Origin of the sequence: Sulfurimicrobium lacus, from assembly GCF_011764585.1 — a bacterium.
GTDB lineage: Bacteria > Pseudomonadota > Gammaproteobacteria > Burkholderiales > Sulfuricellaceae > Sulfurimicrobium > Sulfurimicrobium lacus.
On record NZ_AP022853.1, the window covers coordinates 335808 to 356419 of the forward strand.

The following is a 20612-nucleotide window of genomic DNA, read 5'->3' on the forward strand; positions in this document are numbered from 1 at the left end:
TGCGTTCTGACGTTCAATAGGGGTTAAACAATTGCGACGACACCGTCGCATGAAAATTCGCTGCCTGGATCAGCGGTGAGACAGATGAAAATGCCGCAGAAAGTGGCTCACGGCGAGGTAGGCGCCGATCCAGCCGAGCAAGGCGGAGAGGGCCAGCAGGACAACAGTCTGGCCCGCACCGAGCAGTTCGAGGTGGAAGGCCGAGCCGTAAAGGCCGGCGAGCTGCGCGATGTGGCTATCGAGAAAATAGGCGCTGGCGCTGATGATGGCCCATCCTGCCATGCCGCCCAGCAGCCCCTGCAGGGCGCCATGGTAGAGGAAAGGCAGGCGGATGAAGCGGTCGGTCGCGCCGATCAGCTTGCTGACTTCGATTTCCTCCAGGCGGGTGAGGATTTGCAGGCGGATGGTGTTGCCGGTACCGGCGATCAGGCCAAAACCCAGCAAGGCGGCGACGATCAGGGTGATCTGACGGCCCAGTCCGAGCAGCGCGTCCAGGCGCCGGGCCCAGCTCGAGTCGAGCTCGGCGGTTTCCACGCCAGACCAGCCGGCCGCTTCGGCGCGCAGCTTTTCCAGCATGGCGGGGTCGTTTTCGACGGCGTTGACGACATAGGCGTCGGGCAGGGGGTTGTGCGTCAGTCCGGCGGTCACGTCTCCCAGCCCGCTGCTGGCGGAGAGGTCCTTGAGCGCCTGATCGCGTCCGACGAAAAGATGGTTTTTGACGCCGGGGTGTTTCTTCAGGCGCGCGTCGATCTGGCGTATCACATCCTTGCCCGCATCGCGCTTGAGAAACAGGCTGATTTGCGGTTCGGCGTCGAGGTTGCCGGCAACGTGGTTGAGGTTGGATAGCAGCAGGTACAGCCCGGCCGGCAGGCTGAGCGCGATGCCGATGACGCTCAGCGTCAGCAGCGTGGCCAGCGGCGTGGCGGCAAAGCGCCGCAGCACTGTGCTGAATGTGCGCCAGTGCCGCCTCATGCGAGCAGCTCCCCGTGCTGCAGATGCAGGGTACGCGCGCTGTAGCGCTCGATCAGATGTTCGTCGTGGGTGGCGATCAGCACCGTTACCCCGACCTGGTTGAACGACTTGAACATTTCCAGGATCTCGCTCGCGTAGTTGCTGTCGAGGTTGCCGGTGGGTTCGTCTGCCAGCAGGATGGCGGGACGATGCACGATGGCGCGGGCGATGCACAGGCGTTGCTGTTCGCCGCCGGACAGGGCGATCGGCATGGTTTTCTCGCGTCCCAGCAGTCCGACCTTGTCCAGCGCGGCGCGGGTCCGTTTGGCGGCTTCGCCTTGATCGAAACCGGTGATTTCCAGCGGCAGCATCACGTTGTCGAACACGCTGCGGTCGTATAGCAGCTTGTGGTCCTGGAAAATCAGGCCGAAATTGCGCCGCAGGAAGGGGATGGCCGCGGGGCGCAGCTGGCCCAGGTTTTGCCCGTTGATGACGATGGTGCCGCTGCTGGGCGCCTCGATGGCGGCGATCAGGTTGAGCAGCGTGCTTTTTCCGGCACCGGAATGTCCGGTGACGAACGCCATCTCGCCGGTCTCGATGGTGAAGGTGATGTCCTTCAGCGCCTCGAGACCACCGGGGTAACGCTTGCTGACCTGGCTGAGGCTGATCATCTTGAAATCAGTTAGCCACAGAGAACACAGAGTTCACAGAGAAAACCGGGACGGCGGAGAAGGACAGTTTCATGGCCCAACCCGCAAAAAATGCAAAACACGCTTCATCTCTGTGTCCTCTGTGATCTCTGTGGCTGATTGGTGATTTTTTTAAAATCATCGCTTAGTCGGCCAAGCCGCCCAGCGCCAGCTCGGCTGCGCGCAGCACCGCGCGCGCCTTGTTGCGGGTTTCTTCCCATTCGCTTTGCGGCACGGAATCGGCCACGATGCCGGCGCCGGCCTGGACGAACAGAGTGCCGTCCTTGATCACGGCGGTGCGGATGGCGATGGCGAGATCCATGTCGCCGTTGAAGCCGAGGTAGCCCACCGCGCCGCCATAAATGCCGCGCTTGGTGGGTTCGAGTTCGTCGATGATCTCCATAGCGCGCACCTTGGGGGCGCCGGACAGCGTGCCGGCCGGGAAGGTGGCGCGCAGCACGTCCATGGCCGATACGCCCGCCTTGCGCTTGCCTTCGACGTTGGAGACGATGTGCATGACGTGGGAGTAGCGTTCGATGACCATTTTCTCCGTGACCTGCACCGTGCCCGTGGCGGATACCCGGCCCACGTCGTTGCGGCCGAGGTCCATCAGCATCAGGTGTTCGGCGAGTTCCTTGGGATCGCTGAGCAGGTCCTTGGCCAGCGCTTCGTCTTCCTCGCGCGTTTTGCCGCGCGTGCGGGTGCCGGCGATGGGGCGCACGGTGATGGTGTCCGCTTCCAGCTGCACCAGGATTTCCGGCGAGGCGCCGACCACGTGATGGTCGCCCATGTCGTAGTAAAACATGTAAGGCGAAGGGTTGAGCGTGCGCAACGCGCGGTACAGCGACAGCGGCGAGGCGGCGTAGGGCTGGCTCATGCGCTGCGACAGCACGACCTGCATGATGTCGCCGTCGGTGATGTAATTTTTTGCCCTGGTGACGGCGGCCTTGAATGCGTCTTCGCCGATTTCCGAACTCGCCTGTTGCGCGCCGGATGCAGGCGCGGCGGGTATTTCCACCGGTTTGCGCAGCATGCCGCGCAGTGCAGTGAGGCGTTGTTGCGCCCGTGCGTAGGCATCTGGCTGGCCGGGGTCGGCATAGACGATGAGGTAGATCTTGCCGGACAGGTTGTCCATTACCGCCAGTTCGTCCGACAGCAGCAGCAGGATGTCCGGCGCGCCGATCACGTCGGGTTTGCTGGTGTGCGCCAGTTTCTTCTCGACGTAACGAATGGTGTCGTAGCCGAAGTAGCCCGCCAGGCCGCCGCTGAAGCGCGGTTGTCCGGGGCGCGCCGGCACTTTGAGGCGCGCCATGTATTGCTGGATGAACTGCAGCGGGTCGCTCGCTTCCGTCTGTTCGAGCGTGCCGCTGTCGCTTTCCACCGTGATGTTCCGGCCGCGTACCACAATGCGGGTTTTGGCCGGCAGGCCGATGAAAGAGTAGCGCCCGAAGCGCTCGCCGCCTTCCACCGACTCCAGCAGGTAGGAGTAGGGCTGGTTGGCGAGCTTGAGGTAAAGCGACAGCGGGGTGTCGAGGTCGGCGAGGGTTTCCAGCGTGAGCGGGATGCGGTTGTAGCCCTGCTGGGCAAGCTGATTGAATTCCTGTTCGGTCATGGTGTCGGTTCCTTAAGCTAGACTGAAAAAAGCGCGGTGGCGCGAGACTTCCTATTGCCAGGCACGCCATCGCCAGGAAAGGAGGGCCGATTTCAGTACAGCTTGAGGTTGGTTGCGCATGACGTCAGATTTTTTTTATCAGTTTGGTGGCTTCGAAAAGGCTGGGCACCACGGCGTCGAGGTCCAGTTCTGCCACGCTGCGGCCGCGGTTGTAGCCGTAGGGTACGCAGAACACGTGACAGCCTGCCGCACGCGCCGCCTGGGTGTCGTTGAGGGAATCGCCGATGAGCAGCAATTCCGCCGCTGCGATGCCGAAAATCTTGCAGGCATGCTGCAGCGGCAGCGGGTCGGGTTTGCGCTTGGGCAGCGTGTCGCCGGAAAGGATCAGCTCGAAATAATCGAACAGACCGGTGTCCTTGAGCAGCGGCACGGTGAATTTCTCCGCCTTGTTGGTGATGCAGGCGAGGCGGAACCCTGCCGTTTTCATCGCTTGCAGGCCTTCCACCACGCCGGGGAAGGGCCGGCTTTCGCGGCTCACGCCTTCGGCATAGTGCTTTTCATATATCGGATAGGCGCGGGCGAACAGCGCGGCATCGGGTTCCGCGTCCATGTCGCGCGTGAGCACGCGCTTCACCAGGCGGGAAACGCCGTTGCCGATGTAGGTCTTGACCGTTTCCAGTTCGATGGGCGGAAGATTCAGTTCCGCGGCCATGCGCGTGGCGGCCTCGGCCAGGTCGGGCGCAGTGTTGAGCAGGGTGCCGTCGAGGTCGATGACGACCGCTTTGATGGAGAGTGGGAAGTTCATGGTAGTAGTAAGCGGTGAGCGGTGAGCGGGAAGCGGCAGCGAGGGCGGGGGGTACCGCTTTCTGCTCACCGCTTCCCGCTCACTGGTTTCACGCCTTGGCCAGTTCGGCGCGCATCGCGGCGATAACGGAGTTGTAACGCTGCGGATCGCTGTCCTTGGCCGCGCCGAACACGGCGGAACCGGCAACGAAGGTGTCCACGCCGGCTTTCGCCACTTCCAGGATATTGCCGGGACCGACGCCGCCGTCGATTTCCAGGCTGATGTCGAGGCCGCGTGCGTCGATCATCTGGCGTACCTTGCGCGCCTTGTCCAGCACGTAGGGAATGAACTTCTGTCCGCCGAATCCGGGGTTGACCGACATCAGCAGCACCATGTCCAGCTTGTCGAGGGTGTATTCGAGTATATCCAGCGGGGTGGCCGGGTTGAACACCAGGCCGGCTTTGCAGCCGCATTCCTTGATCAGGCCGATGGTGCGGTCGACGTGCTCGGAAGCCTCGGGGTGGAACGTGATGTAGGTGGCGCCCGCCTTGGCGAAGTCGGGAATGATGCGGTCCACCGGCTTGACCATCAGGTGCACGTCGATCGGCGCAGTCACGCCGTGCTTGCGCAGTGCTTCGCATACCAGCGGGCCGATGGTCAGGTTGGGCACGTAATGGTTGTCCATCACGTCGAAGTGAACGATGTCGGCGCCGGAGGCGAGCACATCGTCCACGTCCTTGCCCAGATTGGCGAAGTTGGCCGACAGGATGCTTGGCGCGATGCGAAATTGAGACATGATCTATCCTTAAGAATTCAGAGGCAAAGTCCGAATTTTAACCACAAATTGCGTTCCTGGCACACATCCCGGCAGATAAACTATCTCCGGTTGTACGCCCAGCGCAGCATCGCCACCCCGGCCGCAATCATCGGCAAGGACAGCCACTGTCCCATGGACAGGCCCAATGTCAGCAGGCCGAGGAAATCGTCCGGCTCGCGGCTGAATTCCGCCAGGAAGCGGAAGCTGCCGTAGCCGATCAGGAATAGCGCCGAAACCGCGCCGAGGGGTCGCGGGCGGCGCGAAAACAGCCACAGCAGGGTAAACAGGGTCAGGCCTTCGAGGGCGAACTCGTATAGCTGCGAAGGGTGGCGCGCCACCAGGTCCACTTGCGGGAAAACCATGCCCCAGGGTACGTCGGTAGGGCGCCCCCACAGTTCGCCGTTGATGAAATTGCCGATGCGCCCGGCGCCGAGCCCAAGCGGGACCAGCGGGGCGATGAAGTCGGTCACGGCCAGCCAGGTTTTTCCCGTCTTGCGCGAGAACAGCCACATCGCCACCAGCACGCCGAGGAAGCCTCCATGGAAGGACATGCCGCCCTGCCACACGGCAAAAATCTCCAGCGGATGCTGCAGATAGTAGCCCGGCTTGTAAAACAGGATATAGCCCAGGCGCCCACCCAGCACCACGCCCAGCACGCCATAAAACAGCAGGTCGTCCAGTTCCTGCTTGCGCCATCCGAGATCGGGGCGGGCATTCAGGCGGTAACGGCCGAGACCGAGAAACAGGGCGAAGGCCGTCAGGTACATCAGTCCGTACCAGCGGATGGCCAGCGGACCAAGGTGAAGTGCGATGGGGTCGAATTGGGGGTGAATCAGCATGGCGTCCGGGAGGGGCGAATAAAGGACCGAAATTTACCACAGCGGACGCACGGCGGAGCACATTATATGTGCCCCGCATGCTTGCTCATGCTTGAGCGCTCAGTTTGCGCAGTCGAAATGCCGGGCCATCGAACGAAGATTTGCTGCCACATGGGCCAATTCTTCGGTGGCGCGTCCCATCTGGATGGCGCTTTCCGTACTTTCGCCGCTGATGGCGGAGATCTGTTCCATATTGGATGCCACTTCCTCGCCCGCGCTGGATTGCTGGCTGGCCGCGCCGGCTATGTGCCTCGCCATCTCGGTCACCCGCTGCGACGCGGTCGTGATCGCCTTGAAGCTTTCGCCGCTTGCCTGGATCAGCGCGAGCCCGGACTTTACTTCGCATGCGGCTTGTTCCATGGAGCCTGTTGCCGCGCCGACGGTGTTTTCGATTTCCGCCACCATGCGGGAAATGTCGGCGGTGCTGGAGGCGGTGCGTTCGGCAAGTTTTCTCACTTCGTCGGCCACTACGGCGAAGCCGCGACCCTGTTCACCGGCGCGCGCAGCCTCGATGGCGGCGTTGAGCGCCAGCAGGTTGGTCTGGTCGGCGATTTCCCGGATGGTCTGGGTAATCGCCCCGATTTTGAGTATGGCCTGGTTCAGTTCCATGATGGCCGTGCCGGACGTCTCCACTGTCTGCACCACGCGCGAGCTGGCATCCATGCTGTGCCCCATCTGGGTATTGCCATTGTGCACTTCTGCAAGGGTCTGCCCCGCGGCATCTGCGGTGCCGCCCGCGTGTTCCGCCACTTCCCGGATGGATGCGCTCATTTCCTCCATCGCCGCGGAAACCTGCATGATGCGGTCAGACTGCGCGTGCGAACGGGTGATGACGTGCGACATTTCCTCTTTCAAGCGGTCGGTGTGCGATGCAAGAATGGCCGACGACAGCGCGACTTCATCCAGGATCACCTTGAGGTGAACTTGCATGCAGGCGAGCGACGTCAGCACCTTGCCGACTTCGTCCTTGCCGCCGATGTCGATTTTGCTGCTCAGGTTGCCTTCGGCGATCTGGTCGAAAACACCGATGATTTTCTTCAGGCCGCGGTCGATCATGCCCGAGAGGAAAATGCCGAGCCCCGCTGAAAACAGCATGCCGGCGCCGGTCAGGGCGAATCCGAGCTTGTGCATGCCGATGTAGCCGAGCACGTTGCTGCCGATCAGCATGAGATTCATCGCGAGGATCAGGGTGATCAGGGATGCCTTGATGGACAGGCCGCGCGCTTTGGGGAGGCTTAACGGCTTGCCGGCGTTGAGCTCCTTGTACAGTGCTTCCGCTTCGCTTACCTGCTGTCGGGTGGGCGGGGAGCGTACCGACATGTATTCGACGATTTTGCCTTTTTCCTTCACCGGGACGACGAAGGCTTCCACCCAGTAATGATCGCCGTCCTTGCAGCGGTTCTTGACGATGCCGCGCCATGGCTGGCCGGATTTCACCGTGCTCCACAGCCAGGCGAAAGCCGCTGCCGGCATGTCCGGGTGGCGCACGAGGTTGTGGTTTTTGCCGATCAGTTCTTCCCTGCTGAAGCCGCTTAATTCGACAAAGGCGTCATTGGCGTAAGTGATGGCGCCCTTGAGGTCGGTCCTGGATACGATGGTGCCGCTGGTAAAGGATTTTTCGATTCCGGTGACAGGCAGGTTGACTTTCATGGTTTTGCGTTTCCCCCAATTTTGATTTTTTTGTTTTGCTGCGTCCGGGCTACGCCTGATGGTGGCAGAGCATCCCGTTGTTATTTTTGCCGTCGGCCGCCATTTGCTCGAGTTCTGCCAGCACCTTGAAACTGGCCTGTTCCATGCGTTCGATTTCGCTTATGCCCTGGCTGAAATTTCCGGCGCGGAAATGGGTGACGGCGGCTACCCCGTGCTGATGCACCGCCACGTGTGGCGTTTCGATCCCCTTGTAACCCTGCAACCGGGAGAAGCATTCCCGCCCTTCCCCCTCGTAATACCACTTGCCCAGGCGGCACGAGAGATGGTCGGAGAAGTCCGATGGGTTCTTGGCGGATAGCCCCATGAACACCTTGTAGATCTCGAACTTGAAAATGAGGTGGTCCACCTTGGCGGTTTCCACGAAGCAGGACAAGGCGGACGAGGCGATCGCGCCTTTCATCTGGTTGGACATCTCGTGCAGCCCCTGCATGCTGCGCGTTGCCGCTTCGCCGTCGCGATTGAATTCCGCCGCCTGCTGGGGGGAAAGCTCCATGGTGGATTTGAGCTGGGAGGTTTCGTTCTGGATGGCCGAAACCAAGGAGGCGATATCGTTGGTGGAGTTGGCGGTGCGTTCCGCAAGTTTCCTTACTTCATCGGCTACCACGGCGAACCCGCGCCCCTGCTCGCCGGCGCGCGCGGCCTCGATGGCGGCGTTGAGCGCCAGCAGGTTGGTCTGTTCCGCGATCTCCCTGATCATCCTGACGATGCCGCCGATCTGGGAGGCGCGTTCATTCAGGTGCTCGACGCCAGAGGCTGTTTCGTGGGTTTTTTCGGAGAGCTGATGCAGGTTGCCGGAAATCTTCTCGACGGCGACCAGGTTGGTGCCGAGAGAGTTGGCGGCTTCCATCGCGTGGTCTTTTTCCGCCTTCATGGCGTGGGCAAGTTTGGCCAGCGTGCCTTGCACCTCAACAAAGGAGTCGCCGAACATCATGATGTGTTTGAACAACTGGTCGTGCATGGCGCACGTGTCCGCAGACGCAGCGTGACCTTGGCGCAAGTCTTCCAGTTCTGCGCGTAGTGCCGCAGCCTCTGACTCCAGCTCGCTTCGCTCCCGGCGCATTTGCGCCAGTTCGGATTGCAGTAAGTCTCTTTCCTGTCGAATTCGCCCGCAAAACATGTTTCCCCCTGAATCGGCCGATTGTGTACCTGCCAGCAAATCTGCCGGCAGCGCAATCCTAATTCATGGGGTCAACCGCAGGTATCAGGTAAACCCTTATTATTTTTAAGTTTATGCCCCGATACAGGGCAGGCTGCAAGGTGCTGAAATCGGGTCTACCAGACCTTCCACCACTGCTTGCGCTTGGGTGTTTCCGCCTGTTTGGCTGTGATGGTGGAGCTGGCAAAATCGGTCCAGGCCTTGGTCGAATAGCCGGCGTCCTGCAAGGCGGTGGCGTATTTCTTGTCGGTGACGAGGATGTGGTCCTGTAACCAATGTTTGAGGAAATTGATGATCTCGAAGGAAACCGATTTTCCTTCCACGAAATGCTTGCTGGCGGCTTCACTGATTTTTCCGACGAAGGCCTGATGTTCCTTTTGATGCGCGGCAAATTCCGTCGGGTTGTAACCCGCGTCCTGCAGCAGCTTTTCCTCCAGGCCGAAATGGGTCTTGGTGTAGTCGACAAGCGTGTCGAGGATCTCGATGGTGATTTCGTTGCTTTCCCGCTGCACTACGGCAAGGAAGAGGCGGTTCAGTATGTCGACGAGCATTTTGTGCTGTTCGTCAATTGCGGCGATACCTACGCTCATGGCATCTGACCATTCAAAGAAAACCTTATCCCCCATCTTCTCCCCCTCGTGTATTTGTTTCGCAGTTTATTGTTTTAATGAATTAACCCATGAATTCAAGCCTGCCGCTTCGTGATGACGGCATATGATATTCAGGAGTCGGCCATCCTAATACATGTGGCTTGATAGGAAAAGCGGGGAGACCCTGATTTTGACAAAAATCGGATTTTTATTGCGCTTCGGGATTTTGTTGCATCGCCGTCTCAGGTGGCACAGACGCGCAATCTGCTTCATGGCAGTGGACGGGGGCAGGAGAGAAGTGCGCGTTGAGCGGTGGCTGAATTCGTTTAGAATGTTCCATTCTTGAATATTTCAACTGGCGAATTCCAACAGGAGCTTTGCATTCATGCCGCAGTATCGTTCCCGCACCACCACCCACGGCCGCAACATGGCCGGCGCCCGCGCCCTGTGGCGCGCCACAGGGATGACCGATGGCGATTTCGACAAGCCGATCATCGCCATCGCCAACTCCTTCACCCAGTTCGTGCCGGGGCATGTGCACCTCAAGGACATGGGCCAGCTGGTTGCGCGCGAGATCGAGGCCGCCGGCGGCGTGGCCAAGGAATTCAACACCATCGCGGTGGACGACGGCATCGCCATGGGTCACGGCGGCATGCTCTACAGCCTGCCGTCGCGCGAGCTCATCGCCGACAGCGTCGAATATATGGTCAACGCTCACTGCGCCGATGCGCTGGTGTGCATTTCCAACTGCGACAAGATCACCCCGGGCATGCTGATGGCCAGCCTGCGCCTCAACATCCCGACCATTTTCGTTTCCGGCGGGCCGATGGAAGCCGGCAAGGCCGTGATCCGCGGCAAGACCCTGCACCTCGACCTGGTGGACGCCATGGTGTCCGCGGCCGACGCCAACGAGAGCGACGAAGATGTCGCGATCATGGAGCGCTCCGCCTGCCCCACCTGCGGTTCCTGCTCCGGTATGTTCACCGCCAACTCCATGAACTGCCTGGTGGAAGCGCTGGGCTTGGGCCTGCCCGGCAACGGTTCGCTGGTGGCCACCCACGCCGACCGCAAGCGCCTGTTCCTGGAGGCTGGCCGCCTGATCGTGGCGATAGCCAAGAGCCATTACGAGCGCGACGACATGTCCGTGCTGCCGCGCTCCATCGCGACCTTCGAGGCGTTCGAGAATGCCGTTGCCCTCGACATCGCCATGGGCGGCTCCACCAATACCGTGCTGCACCTGCTGGCGGCGGCCCATGAGGCGGGCGTGGATTTCACCATGCAGGACATCGACCGCATGTCGCGCAAGGTGCCGCACCTCTCCAAGGTCGCGCCCAGCATCCAGACCTACCACATGGAAGACGTGCACCGCGCCGGCGGCATCATGGCCATCCTCGGAGAACTGGACCGCGCGGGGCTGCTGCACCGCGACCTGCCGACCATCCACAGCCCGTCCATGGGCCAGGCGCTGGAGCACTGGGACGTGCGCCGCACCACGGACGAAAAAGTGAAGACCTTCTACCGCGCTGCGCCGGGCGGCGTGCCGACCACGGTGGCGTTCAGCCAGGACAAGCGCTTTGCCGAACTCGATCTCGACCGCGCCAGCGGCTGCATCCGCGACAAGGCCCACGCCTATTCGCAGGACGGCGGCCTGGCGGTGCTGTACGGCAACATCGCCGAGGACGGCTGCATCGTCAAAACCGCCGGGGTGGACGAGAGCATCCTCAAGTTCACCGGCCGGGCGCGCATCTTCGAGAGCCAGGAAGCGGCGGTGGAAGCCATTCTTGCCGACAAGATCGTGGCCGGCGACGTGGTGGTGATCCGCTACGAAGGCCCGCGCGGCGGGCCGGGCATGCAGGAGATGCTGTATCCCACGTCTTATCTCAAATCCAAGGGCATGGGCAAGGTCTGCGCGCTGCTGACCGACGGGCGCTTCTCCGGCGGCACTTCCGGCCTCTCCATCGGCCACGCCTCGCCGGAAGCGGCGGAGGGCGGCGCCATCGGCCTGGTCGAAGAGGGCGATACCATCGAGATCGACATTCCCAATCGCAGCATCAACCTGATGGTGTCGTGGGAAGATCTCTCCCACCGCCGCGCCCTGATGGATGAGAAAGGCGCCAAGGCATGGCAGCCGGTGGGGCGCGAGCGCATTGTGTCGCAAGCACTGCAGGCCTACGCGGCGATGACGACCAGCGCGGCGCGCGGTGCGGTGCGAGACGTTTCGCAGCTCAAGCGCTAATTCTGGAAAAGCGGTGGCCACAGAGATCACAGAGGACACAGAGATATGGAGGATTCAAAGTTTTCCCTCTGTGTTCTCTGTGATCTCTGTGGCTTGAACAAAGGCTCTAAAACTACATGACCCTCCCCGTCCACGAACACCAGCTCACGCTTACCGAGGTGCTGGCGGAGCTAGTGGCGGACGGGATGGTGGCGCAAGAAAATGCGGACAAGCTCAATTTCCCCGCCCGGGGCATGAGCCCGAGCAAGCTGCATCCGCTGGTGATCGTCGCCGACCAGAAATGGAAGAGTCTCCAGCCGCCCCACAAAACGCTCAGTCTCGATGCGTTGACGCTGTGGCTGGCCGACAAGACTGGCCTGCCTTACCAACATATCGACCCGCTCAAAGTGGATGTTTCCGCCGTGGCGACGGTAATGTCGCACGCTTATGCCACGCGCTTCATGATCCTGCCCGTTGCCGCCAACTTGCGCGAAGTGGTGATCGCCACCGCCGAACCATTCGTGCGCGAATGGGAGCAGGAGCTGGCCCACGCGCTGCGGCGCGAGATCAGGCGCGTGGTTGCCAGTCCCGACCAGATCAAGCGCTTCCTGCCGGAGTTCTACAATCTGGCGCGTTCCATGAAGAGCGCGCTGCAGACGCATGAGGGCGCAGGGCAAGCCGGCGTCGCCAATTTCGAGCAGCTGGTGGAACTTTCGCGTGCCGGCCAGCTCGACGCCAACGACCAGCACGTGGTGCACATCGTGGACTGGCTGTTCCAGTACGCCTTCGAGCAGCGCGCTTCGGACATCCACCTCGAACCGCGGCGCGAAGCGGGCAACGTGCGTTTCCGCATCGACGGCGTGATGCACCAGGTGTACCAGATACCCCCCCGGTGGTGACCGCGATCACCAGCCGCATCAAGGGCCTGGGGCGCATGGACATCGTCGAGAAGCGGCGCCCGCAGGACGGCCGTATCAAGACCCGTACCCCCGACGGGGAAGAAATCGAACTGCGCCTGTCCACCATGCCCACCGCCTTCGGCGAAAAGCTGGTGATGCGGATATTCAACCCCGACGTGATCGTGCAGGACTTCAAGGACCTCGGCTTCAGCGAGCAGGACGAGCAGCGCTGGAACGAGATGGTAAAGCAGCCCAACGGCATCGTGCTGGTCACCGGCCCGACCGGCTCGGGCAAGACCACCACGCTGTATTCCACGCTGCGCACCCTGGCCCAGCCGGAAATCAACGTCTGCACGGTGGAAGACCCGATCGAAATGGTCATGCCGCAGTTCAACCAGATGCAGGTGCAGCACAACATCGGCCTGGATTTCGCCAGCGGCATCCGCACCCTGATGCGCCAGGACCCGGACATCATCATGGTGGGCGAGATCCGCGACCTGGAAACGGCGGAAATGGCGATCCAGGCGGCGCTCACCGGCCACCTGGTGCTCTCCACCCTGCACACCAACGACGCGCCCTCCGCCATCACCCGCATGCTCGATCTCGGCGTGCCGTCCTATTTGCTCAATTCCACCGTGCTCGGCGTGCTGGGGCAGCGCCTGGTGCGCACGCTGTGCCCGCACTGCCGGGAAAAGACCACGGTCGACGAAGATGAGTGGAACGCTTTGGTCACCCCGTGGAAGGCCGCGACGCCGGCGAGCATCAACGCGCCGAAAGGCTGCCTGGAATGCCGCATGACGGGCTATTTCGGGCGCTCGGGCATATACGAAATCATGCTCCTTTCGCCGGCGCTGAAGAAGCTCATCTCCGCTTCCAGCGATCTGGCCCTGCTGCGCGAGCAGGCCTACAAGGAAGGCATGAAGCCCCTGCGCATCAGCGGCGCGCAGAAAGTGGCGGCGGGCACGACCACCATCGAGGAAGTGCTGCGCGTGACGCCCCCACCCGGTTAATAGTCGACCAAATAATTAAGGTAATGTTAGACTTGGATTTTGCGTGTCCGAGTCTGCCATGCCAAACCATCTCGCCCGGGAAGCCAGCCTCTACCTCCAGCAGCATGCCGACAACCCCGTGGATTGGTATCCGTGGGGTGAGGAAGCGCTCACCCTCGCGCGCCGGGAAAACAAGCCCATCCTGCTCTCCATCGGTTATTCCGCCTGTCACTGGTGCCACGTCATGGCGCACGAATCGTTCGAGGACGAAGCAACCGCCGCGCTGATGAACGAGCATTTCATCAATATCAAGGTGGACCGGGAAGAACGGCCCGACCTGGACCAGATCTACCAGACCGCGCATTACATGCTGACTAGGAAAGACGGCGGCTGGCCGCTCACCATGTTTGTTGCGCCGGACCAGACCCCGTTCTTCGGCGGCACTTATTTTCCCCCTACCTCGCGCTACAACCTGCCCGGTTTCAAGGAGCTGATCCCCCGCGTGGCGGCGTTCTACCACGAGCGTGCGGCCGAACTCGGCGACCAGCAGCTTGCCCTGCGCGACGCCTTCGACAGCACGCTGCCGCGGGACGCGACTGATGGCGACATGAGCGGCGCGGCGCTGACCGCTGCGCGCGAGGAGCTGGTGCTGTCCTACGACAGCAGCTGGGGCGGGTTCGGCTCCGCGCCCAAGTTTCCCCACCCCACCAACCTGGAATTCTGCCTGCGCCGCCATGCCGCGAACGGCGACGCGACTGCGCTGGAGATGGCGCTGGTCTCGCTGCGCAAGATGGCCGACGGCGGCGTCTACGACCAGATCGGCGGCGGTTTTTTCCGCTACAGCGTGGACCAGCACTGGGCCATCCCGCATTTCGAAAAAATGCTTTACGACAACGGACCGCTGCTGGCGCTTTACAGCGATGCCTGGGTCATCAGCGGGGAAGCGCGCTTCAAGGAAATCGTCGAGGGAGCTGCCGCCTGGGTGCTGCGCGAAATGCAGTCGCCCCACGGCGGCTATTACGCCACGCTGGATGCGGATTCAGAGCACGAGGAAGGCAAGTTTTACGTCTGGACGCCGGACGAGGTTAAAAAAATCCTGGGCGCGCGGGAATACGCCGTGCTCGCCCCACATTACGGGCTCGAGCGGCCGGCCAATTTCGAGGGCCGACACTGGCATTTCACTGTGCGCGAGAGTCTGGCCGATGTCGCGCTACGCCTTGGCTTGAGCGAAGAAGAGGCACGGCAAGCGCTGGCCGGCGCCAAAGCCAAATTGTTCGCCGCGCGCGAGCAGCGCGTCCGCCCCGGCCGCGACGAAAAAATCCTGGTGAGCTGGAACGCGCTGATGATCAAGGGCATGGCGCGTGCGGCGCGGGTGTTCGGCCGCGTGGACTGGCTTGCCTCGGCGCAGGCCGCGCTGGGCTTCGTACGCCGGGAAATGTGGCGCAACGGCCGCCTGCTGGCGGTGCATCGGGACGGCGCCCGGCTCAACGCTTACCTCGACGACTACGCTTTCCTGCTCGATGCCATGCTGGAATTGCTGCAGGGAGAATTCCGTCCCGAGGATATGGAGTTTGCCCGCCAGCTCGCCGACGTGCTGCTGGACCAGTTCGAGGATCAGGTGGAGGGCGGTTTTTATTTCACCAGCCACGATCACGAGCAGCTGATCCACCGCCCCAAGCCCGGCTACGACAGCGCCACCCCTTCGGGCAACGGCATCGCCGCGCATGCCTTGCAGCGCCTCGGGCACGTGACGGGCGATATGCGCTATTTGGCAGCAGCAGAGCGCGCCTTGCGGATTTTCTACAGCGCCGTCGCGCATCAGCCGGGCGGATTCAAGAGCCTGCTGGCCGCCCTGGAAGAATTCCTCGTGCCGCCGAGCATCGTGGTGTTGCGCGGGCCGCAACCGGCCATGGCGGAATGGGCGCAAGCCCTGAGCGACAGCTATCGCCCCCACACCCTGGTGTTCGCCATACCGAACGGTGTTCAGGGGCTGCCGGGGGCATTGGCTAAATCGGAAAGCGAGTCGGTCAACGCCTGGGTGTGCCAGGGCGTTAAATGCTTATCGCCCATCGCCGAGTTGCCTGAACTGCGAAAGGCTTGCAATGGCGGCGGGTTGGTTTAAGATATCGCACCCCGGTTTTTGTGGTTGAGCAATAAATCTTATTTATTAATTAAGGAGTTAGTATGAAAGCAACTTGGTTGGGAATGGCCGCTGCGGCTGCCCTGTTGGTGTCCGGTCACGCCAGTGCTGCGGCGGACGATGCTGCGATGCAAGCGCTGGCGACCAAGAGCGCCTGCATGAGCTGCCACGGCCTGGATCACAAGATCGTCGGCCCGGCCTACAAGGACGTTGCCGCCAAGTACAAGGGCGACAAGGGCGCCGAAGCCAAGCTGGCAGCCAAGGTCAAGGCCGGCGGCAAGGGCGTGTGGGGCGAGATCCCGATGCCGCCGAACGCCGCGGTCAAGGACGAGGACATCAAGTCCCTGGTGCACTGGGTGCTGACCCGCAAGTACTAAAGAAGCGCCGCATGCTTCGACAAAAGCCAGCCTTCGGGCTGGCTTTTGTTTTTTCGGGCGTCGAAATTCGCTAGAATGCGTGCTTACGCTGGAAAACATTAAAGGGAGACCGATTTGAAATCACGCCTGCTGGCTTTGCTGCTTTCTGCCTTGCTGTTCAACCTGGCCGCCTGCGGCAAAAAGGACGCCTCGCCCGCTGCCGGCGGCGAGGAAGTCATCAGGATCGGCGCGATCCAGCCGCTGACCGGACCGCAGGCGCACCTCGGCAAGGACAACGAAAACGGCACCCGCATGGCCATCGACGACGCCAACGCCGCGGGGACCACCATCGGCGGGAAGAAGGTCAGGTTCGAACTGGTCAGCGAGGACGATCAGGCCGATCCCAGAACCGCCACCGTCGTGGCGCAGAAGCTGGTGGACGCGGGCGTGCGCGGCATTATCGGCCACCTCAATTCCGGCACCACCATTCCCGCCTCGAAAATCTATTACGACGCGGGCATTGTGCAGATCTCGCCTTCCGCCACCAACCCCAAGTACACCGAGCAGGGATTCAAGACCGCGTTCCGCGTGATGCCCAACGACGTGCAGCAGGGCAAGGTGCTGGGCGACTACGCCGTGAACCGCCTGGGGGGGAAGAAAATCGCCATCATCGACGACCGCACCGCTTACGGGCAAGGTGTGGCGGACCAGTTCGAGAAAGCGGCCAAGGCAGCCGGCGCCGAAATCGTGGCGCGCGAATTCACCACGGACAAATCCACCGACTTCATGGCGATTCTCACCGCCGTCAAGGCCAAAAACCCGGATATCCTGTTCTTCGGCGGCATGGATGCCCAGGGCGGGCCGATGATCAAGCAGTTCAAGTCCATCGGACTGAACGCCAAATTCCTCACCGCCGACGGCGGCAGCACGCCCGAGTTCATCAAGCTGTCCGGCGGCGCGGCCGAAGGCGCATACAGTTCCCTGCCCGGCCTGCCGCTCGACAAGATGCCCGGCGGCAAGGACTTCGCCGAAAGATTCACCGCCAAATACGGCCAGATCCAGCTCTACGCGCCCTATTGCTACGATGCGGTCGGCGTGATGATCGCCGCGATGCAGAAAGCCGGCTCGAGCGACCCGGCGAAATACCAGCCAGCGCTTGCAGGCATTTCGTATGACGGCGTGACGGCGAAAGTCAGCTTCGACCAGAAAGGCGACATCAAGGACGGCGCCATCACCCTGTACCAGGTCAAGAACGGCAAGTGGCAGGTGATCGAAACAGTGGGCGGCCCCGCCTCAGCTTCAGCCAAGTAAGCCTTGGACATCTTCCTCCAGCAACTCATCAACGGCCTGGTGCTGGGCAGCGTCTATGCCCTGATCGCCTTGGGCTATACCATGGTGTACGGCATTCTCGAGCTGATCAACTTCGCCCACGGCGAGGTGGTGATGATCGGCGCCATGGTGACCCTGGCCGTGGTCAACGCGCTCATGGCCAGCGGGGTGGACCTGCCCGGCGTGGTGGTCGTGGCGGGCGGCGTGCTGGTGGCGGTGCCGGTGTGCATGGCGCTGGGCTTTGCCATCGAGCGCGTCGCCTACCGGCCTCTGCGCCGTGCGCCGCGCCTGGCGCCGCTGATCACCGCCATCGGCGTGTCCATCGTGCTGCAGAACGTCGCCATGATCATCTGGGGGCGCTCCTACATTTCCTTCCCGCCCATCCTGCCGGCCACGCGCCACGACATTGCCGGGGCCGGCGTCACCGACCTGCAGATCTTCATTTTCCTGCTGGCGCTGGTGTTGATGGCGGGGCTGGTATTGCTGGTGCAGAAAACCCGCATCGGAAGGGGCATGCGCGCCACCGCCCAGGCGCCGGAAATCGCCGGGCTGATGGGGGTGAACGTCAATGCCGTGATCTCCTTCACCTTCATCCTCGGCTCGGCGCTGGCCGCGATCGCGGGGGTGATGGTGAGCGCCTACTACGGCATCGCGCATTATTACATGGGCTTTCTGCTCGGCCTCAAGGCATTTACCGCGGCGGTGCTGGGCGGCATCGGCAACATCGCCGGGGCCATGCTGGGCGGCTTGCTGCTGGGGGTGATCGAAAGCATGGCCGCCGGCTACATCGGCGACATCACCGGCGGTTTTCTCGGCAGCCACTATCAGGACGTGTTCGCCTTTTTCGTGCTGATCGGCGTGCTGGTGTTCCGGCCCTCGGGTCTGCTCGGCGAGCGCGTGGCGGAACGACCATGAACTGGCAGCGTGTGAAGTCCGACCGCCGCGCCGCGCTGGTCGCGTTCGTCGCGCTCGGCCTGCTGCTGGCAGCGGCGCCCTTCCTGGTCGGCGCCGGGCTCGGCAACGGCTGGGTGCGCATCCTCGACTTCACCCTGCTCTACGTCATGCTGGCGCTGGGGCTCAACATCGTCGTGGGCTACGCCGGGCTGCTCGACCTGGGCTATGTCGCGTTCTACGCCGTCGGCGCCTATCTCTATGCCCTGCTGGCTTCGCCGCAGTTCGGCCTGCATCTTCCCGTCTGGCTCATCCTGCCTCTGGGCGCGCTGGTCGCCGGCCTGTTCGGCATGACGCTGGGCGCGCCGACCCTGCGGCTGCGCGGCGACTACCTCGCCATCGTCACCCTGGGGTTCGGCGAGATCATCCGCATCTTTCTCAACAACCTCGATGCGCCGGTCAATATCACCAACGGGCCGCAGGGCATCAACCTGATCGACCCGATCGCCCTCGGCGGCGTTTCCCTGAGCCAGTCCTTTTCCCTGTTCGGCATGCAGGTGCCCGGCATCTATGCCTACTACTACCTGTTCCTGGCGCTGGCGCTGCTGATCGTGTTCATTTCCCTGCGCCTGCAGGACTCGCGCATCGGCCGCGCCTGGGTGGCGATCCGCGAGGACGAGGTGGCGGCCGAGGCGATGGGCATCAACACGCGCAACGTCAAGCTGCTGGCCTTCGCCATGGGCGCGAGTTTCGGCGGCATTTCCGGCGGCCTGTTCGCCGGTTTCCAGGGCTTCGTCAGCCCGGAAAGCTTCAACCTGATGGAATCGGTGATGATCCTGTGCATGGTGGTGCTGGGCGGCATGGGGCATATTCCCGGCGTGATCCTCGGCGCCATCCTGCTCACCGTGCTGCCCGAAGCCCTGCGCTACATCGGCCCGCTCGAGCAGGCCCTGTTCGGCCGCGTGGTGGTGGACCCGGCCGACCTGCGCATGCTGATTTTCGGACTGGCGCTGATCGTGGTGATGATATTCCGCCCCGCCGGCCTGTGGCCGTCGAAGACGCGGCGCCGCGAATTCGACAGCGAACCGTCGGTGCTGGAGCACGAGCAGGAGGCCTTGTATGACGCATCCCGTTAATGGTCTGCTGCGCGCCGAAAAAGTGAGCAAGCACTTCGGCGGACTCGCGGCGCTGAGCGATGTGTCGTTCGATATCCGGGCCGGCGACATCCATGGCCTGATCGGCCCCAACGGCGCGGGTAAGACGACCCTGTTCAACGTGCTGACCGGCCTCTACACTCCCAATGCCGGACACATCACCCTCGACGGCCACGTCCTGCACGGCCATAAACCGAGTCAGGTGACGCGTCTGGGGCTGGCGCGCACGTTCCAGAACATCCGCCTGTTCGCCAACATGACCGCGCTGGAAAACGTCATGGTTGGGCGTCATGTCCGCACCCATGCCGGCGTGCTCGGCGCCATCCTGCGTGGCGCGCGGACGCGCGGGGAGGAGGCCGCCATCCGGGGCCGTGCCCGCGAACTCCTCGCGTATGTCGGCATCGCCCGGCATGAAAATGCCCTGGCGAAAAACCTCTCCTACGGCGACCAGCGCCGCCTGGAAATCGCCCGTGCGCTGGCCACCGAGCCCAAACTGCTGGCGCTCGACGAACCGGCCGCCGGCATGAACCCGAGCGAGACCGTGGTCCTGAAAGAACTGCTGCAGAAGATCCGCGCCGATGGCGTGACGCTGCTGCTGATCGAGCACGACATGAAGCTGGTCATGGGCTTGTGCGACCGCGTGGTGGTGCTGGATTACGGCAAGAAAATCGCCGAGGGTACGCCCGCCGAAGTGCAGCGCGACCCCAAGGTGATCGAAGCCTACCTGGGAGGCGCGACGGCATGATGCTGGAAGTACGCGGCCTGTCCGTTTCCTACGGCGGCATCCAGGCCGTCAAGGGCATCGACCTGGAAGTCGCCGCAGGGGAACTGGTGTGCCTGATCGGCGCCAACGGCGCAGGCAAGACCACCACCCTCAAGGCCCTGTCGCGCATGCTGCCGGCCAAGGGGAAAATCCTTTACCAGGGCCAGTCGATCGGCGACCTGCCGGTGTTCGAACTGGTGCGCCAGGGCATCGCGCTGGTGCCGGAAGGGCGCGGCATTTTCGGCCGCCTCACGGTGGAAGAAAACCTGCTCATGGGCGCATACAGCCGCGACGACGGCGCCGCCATCCGGCGCGACCTGGAACGCAGCTACCACCTCTTCCCGCGCCTGGCCGAACGCAAGCTGCAGCAGGCCGGCACCCTGTCCGGCGGCGAGCAGCAGATGCTCGCCATCGCCCGTGCCCTGATGAGCAAACCGCGGCTGCTGTTCCTCGACGAGCCGAGCATGGGCCTGGCCCCGCTGATGGTGGAAAAAATCTTCGCCACCATCCGCGCCATCTCGGACGAGGGCGTGACCGTCCTGCTTGTGGAACAGAACGCCAAACTGGCGCTGGAAATCAGCCATCGCGCTTATGTCATGGAAAGCGGCGCGATCTGCCTGTCCGGCGCGTCCGCTGCGCTGCTCCATGATCCTCAGGTACGCCACGCCTACCTGGGGGAATAGTCTCCC

At 62.6% G+C, this 20612-nt stretch carries 17 protein-coding genes and 1 pseudogene; 9 read left to right on the forward strand and 9 right to left on the reverse strand.

Features of this window, described 5'->3' with window-relative positions; genetic code table 11:
• Positions 1-69 precede the first annotated feature (69 nt).
• From ftsX to SKTS_RS01675, 9 genes are all read right to left on the reverse strand, one after another.
• The gene (gene ftsX, locus SKTS_RS01635) at positions 70-972 is read right to left on the reverse strand and encodes a permease-like cell division protein FtsX (protein ID WP_173059388.1); all 903 of its coding nucleotides are present in this window, start codon (positions 970-972) and stop codon (positions 70-72) included.
• Positions 969-1622, reverse strand: coding sequence for a cell division ATP-binding protein FtsE (gene ftsE / locus SKTS_RS01640; protein WP_173059391.1), 654 nt, complete (start codon positions 1620-1622; stop codon positions 969-971). Before ftsE ends, ftsX begins: the two co-directional genes overlap by 4 nt.
• 163 nt (positions 1623-1785) lie before the next feature.
• Positions 1786-3252, reverse strand: coding sequence for an anthranilate synthase component I (gene trpE / locus SKTS_RS01645; protein WP_173059394.1), 1467 nt, complete (start codon positions 3250-3252; stop codon positions 1786-1788).
• A gap of 124 nt (positions 3253-3376) precedes the next feature.
• The gene (locus SKTS_RS01650) at positions 3377-4057 is read right to left on the reverse strand and encodes a phosphoglycolate phosphatase (protein ID WP_173059397.1); all 681 of its coding nucleotides are present in this window, start codon (positions 4055-4057) and stop codon (positions 3377-3379) included.
• A gap of 88 nt (positions 4058-4145) precedes the next feature.
• Positions 4146-4832 carry a ribulose-phosphate 3-epimerase gene (gene rpe, locus SKTS_RS01655; RefSeq protein WP_173059400.1) on the reverse strand — a complete coding sequence of 229 codons (687 nt, stop codon included), beginning with the start codon at positions 4830-4832 and terminating at the stop codon, positions 4146-4148.
• 80 nt (positions 4833-4912) lie between these two features.
• Positions 4913-5692 carry a prolipoprotein diacylglyceryl transferase gene (lgt, locus tag SKTS_RS01660; protein ID WP_173059403.1) on the reverse strand — a complete coding sequence of 260 codons (780 nt, stop codon included), beginning with the start codon at positions 5690-5692 and terminating at the stop codon, positions 4913-4915.
• A gap of 99 nt (positions 5693-5791) precedes the next feature.
• On the reverse strand, positions 5792-7381 hold the full coding sequence (locus SKTS_RS01665; RefSeq protein WP_173059406.1) for a methyl-accepting chemotaxis protein: 1590 nt from the start codon (positions 7379-7381) through the stop codon (positions 5792-5794).
• A gap of 49 nt (positions 7382-7430) precedes the next feature.
• A complete protein-coding gene (locus SKTS_RS19095; protein ID WP_280513678.1) occupies positions 7431-8558 on the reverse strand; it encodes a methyl-accepting chemotaxis protein in 1128 nt (375 codons plus the stop codon).
• A gap of 155 nt (positions 8559-8713) precedes the next feature.
• Positions 8714-9223 carry a bacteriohemerythrin gene (locus SKTS_RS01675; protein WP_280513679.1) on the reverse strand — a complete coding sequence of 170 codons (510 nt, stop codon included), beginning with the start codon at positions 9221-9223 and terminating at the stop codon, positions 8714-8716.
• Between the two features lie 349 nt (positions 9224-9572).
• On the opposite strand from SKTS_RS01675, the gene ilvD reads away from it, so the two are divergent.
• The 9 genes and pseudogenes from ilvD to SKTS_RS01720 all read left to right on the forward strand — a co-directional run bounded on the left by ilvD (position 9573) and on the right by SKTS_RS01720 (position 20606).
• A complete protein-coding gene (ilvD, locus tag SKTS_RS01680) occupies positions 9573-11423 on the forward strand; it encodes a dihydroxy-acid dehydratase (RefSeq protein WP_173059412.1) in 1851 nt (616 codons plus the stop codon).
• Between the two features lie 116 nt (positions 11424-11539).
• Positions 11540-13311 (forward strand): annotated as a pseudogene (gene tfpB / locus SKTS_RS01685) (type IV pilus assembly ATPase TfpB).
• A 58-nt stretch (positions 13312-13369) separates the two neighbouring features.
• Positions 13370-15412, forward strand: a complete 2043-nt coding sequence (locus tag SKTS_RS01690; RefSeq protein WP_173059415.1) for a thioredoxin domain-containing protein — start codon at positions 13370-13372, stop codon at positions 15410-15412.
• Between the two features lie 62 nt (positions 15413-15474).
• Positions 15475-15807, forward strand: coding sequence for a c-type cytochrome (locus SKTS_RS01695; protein WP_173059418.1), 333 nt, complete (start codon positions 15475-15477; stop codon positions 15805-15807).
• 114 nt (positions 15808-15921) lie between these two features.
• Positions 15922-17097 (forward strand): branched-chain amino acid ABC transporter substrate-binding protein, encoded by a 1176-nt coding sequence (locus SKTS_RS01700; protein WP_173059421.1) that lies wholly within the window; start codon positions 15922-15924, stop codon positions 17095-17097.
• A gap of 3 nt (positions 17098-17100) precedes the next feature.
• Positions 17101-18030: a branched-chain amino acid ABC transporter permease gene (locus tag SKTS_RS01705; RefSeq protein ID WP_173059424.1), complete on the forward strand. Its 930-nt coding sequence runs from the start codon at positions 17101-17103 to the stop codon at positions 18028-18030.
• Positions 18027-19142, forward strand: a complete 1116-nt coding sequence (locus tag SKTS_RS01710; protein WP_173059427.1) for an ABC transporter permease subunit — start codon at positions 18027-18029, stop codon at positions 19140-19142. Before SKTS_RS01705 ends, SKTS_RS01710 begins: the two co-directional genes overlap by 4 nt.
• On the forward strand, positions 19126-19905 hold the full coding sequence (locus tag SKTS_RS01715) for an ABC transporter ATP-binding protein (RefSeq protein WP_173059430.1): 780 nt from the start codon (positions 19126-19128) through the stop codon (positions 19903-19905). Before SKTS_RS01710 ends, SKTS_RS01715 begins: the two co-directional genes overlap by 17 nt.
• Positions 19905-20606, forward strand: coding sequence for an ABC transporter ATP-binding protein (locus SKTS_RS01720; RefSeq protein ID WP_198420461.1), 702 nt, complete (start codon positions 19905-19907; stop codon positions 20604-20606). The genes SKTS_RS01715 and SKTS_RS01720 overlap by 1 nt, the downstream gene beginning before the upstream one ends.
• Positions 20607-20612: the final 6 nt, after the last annotated feature.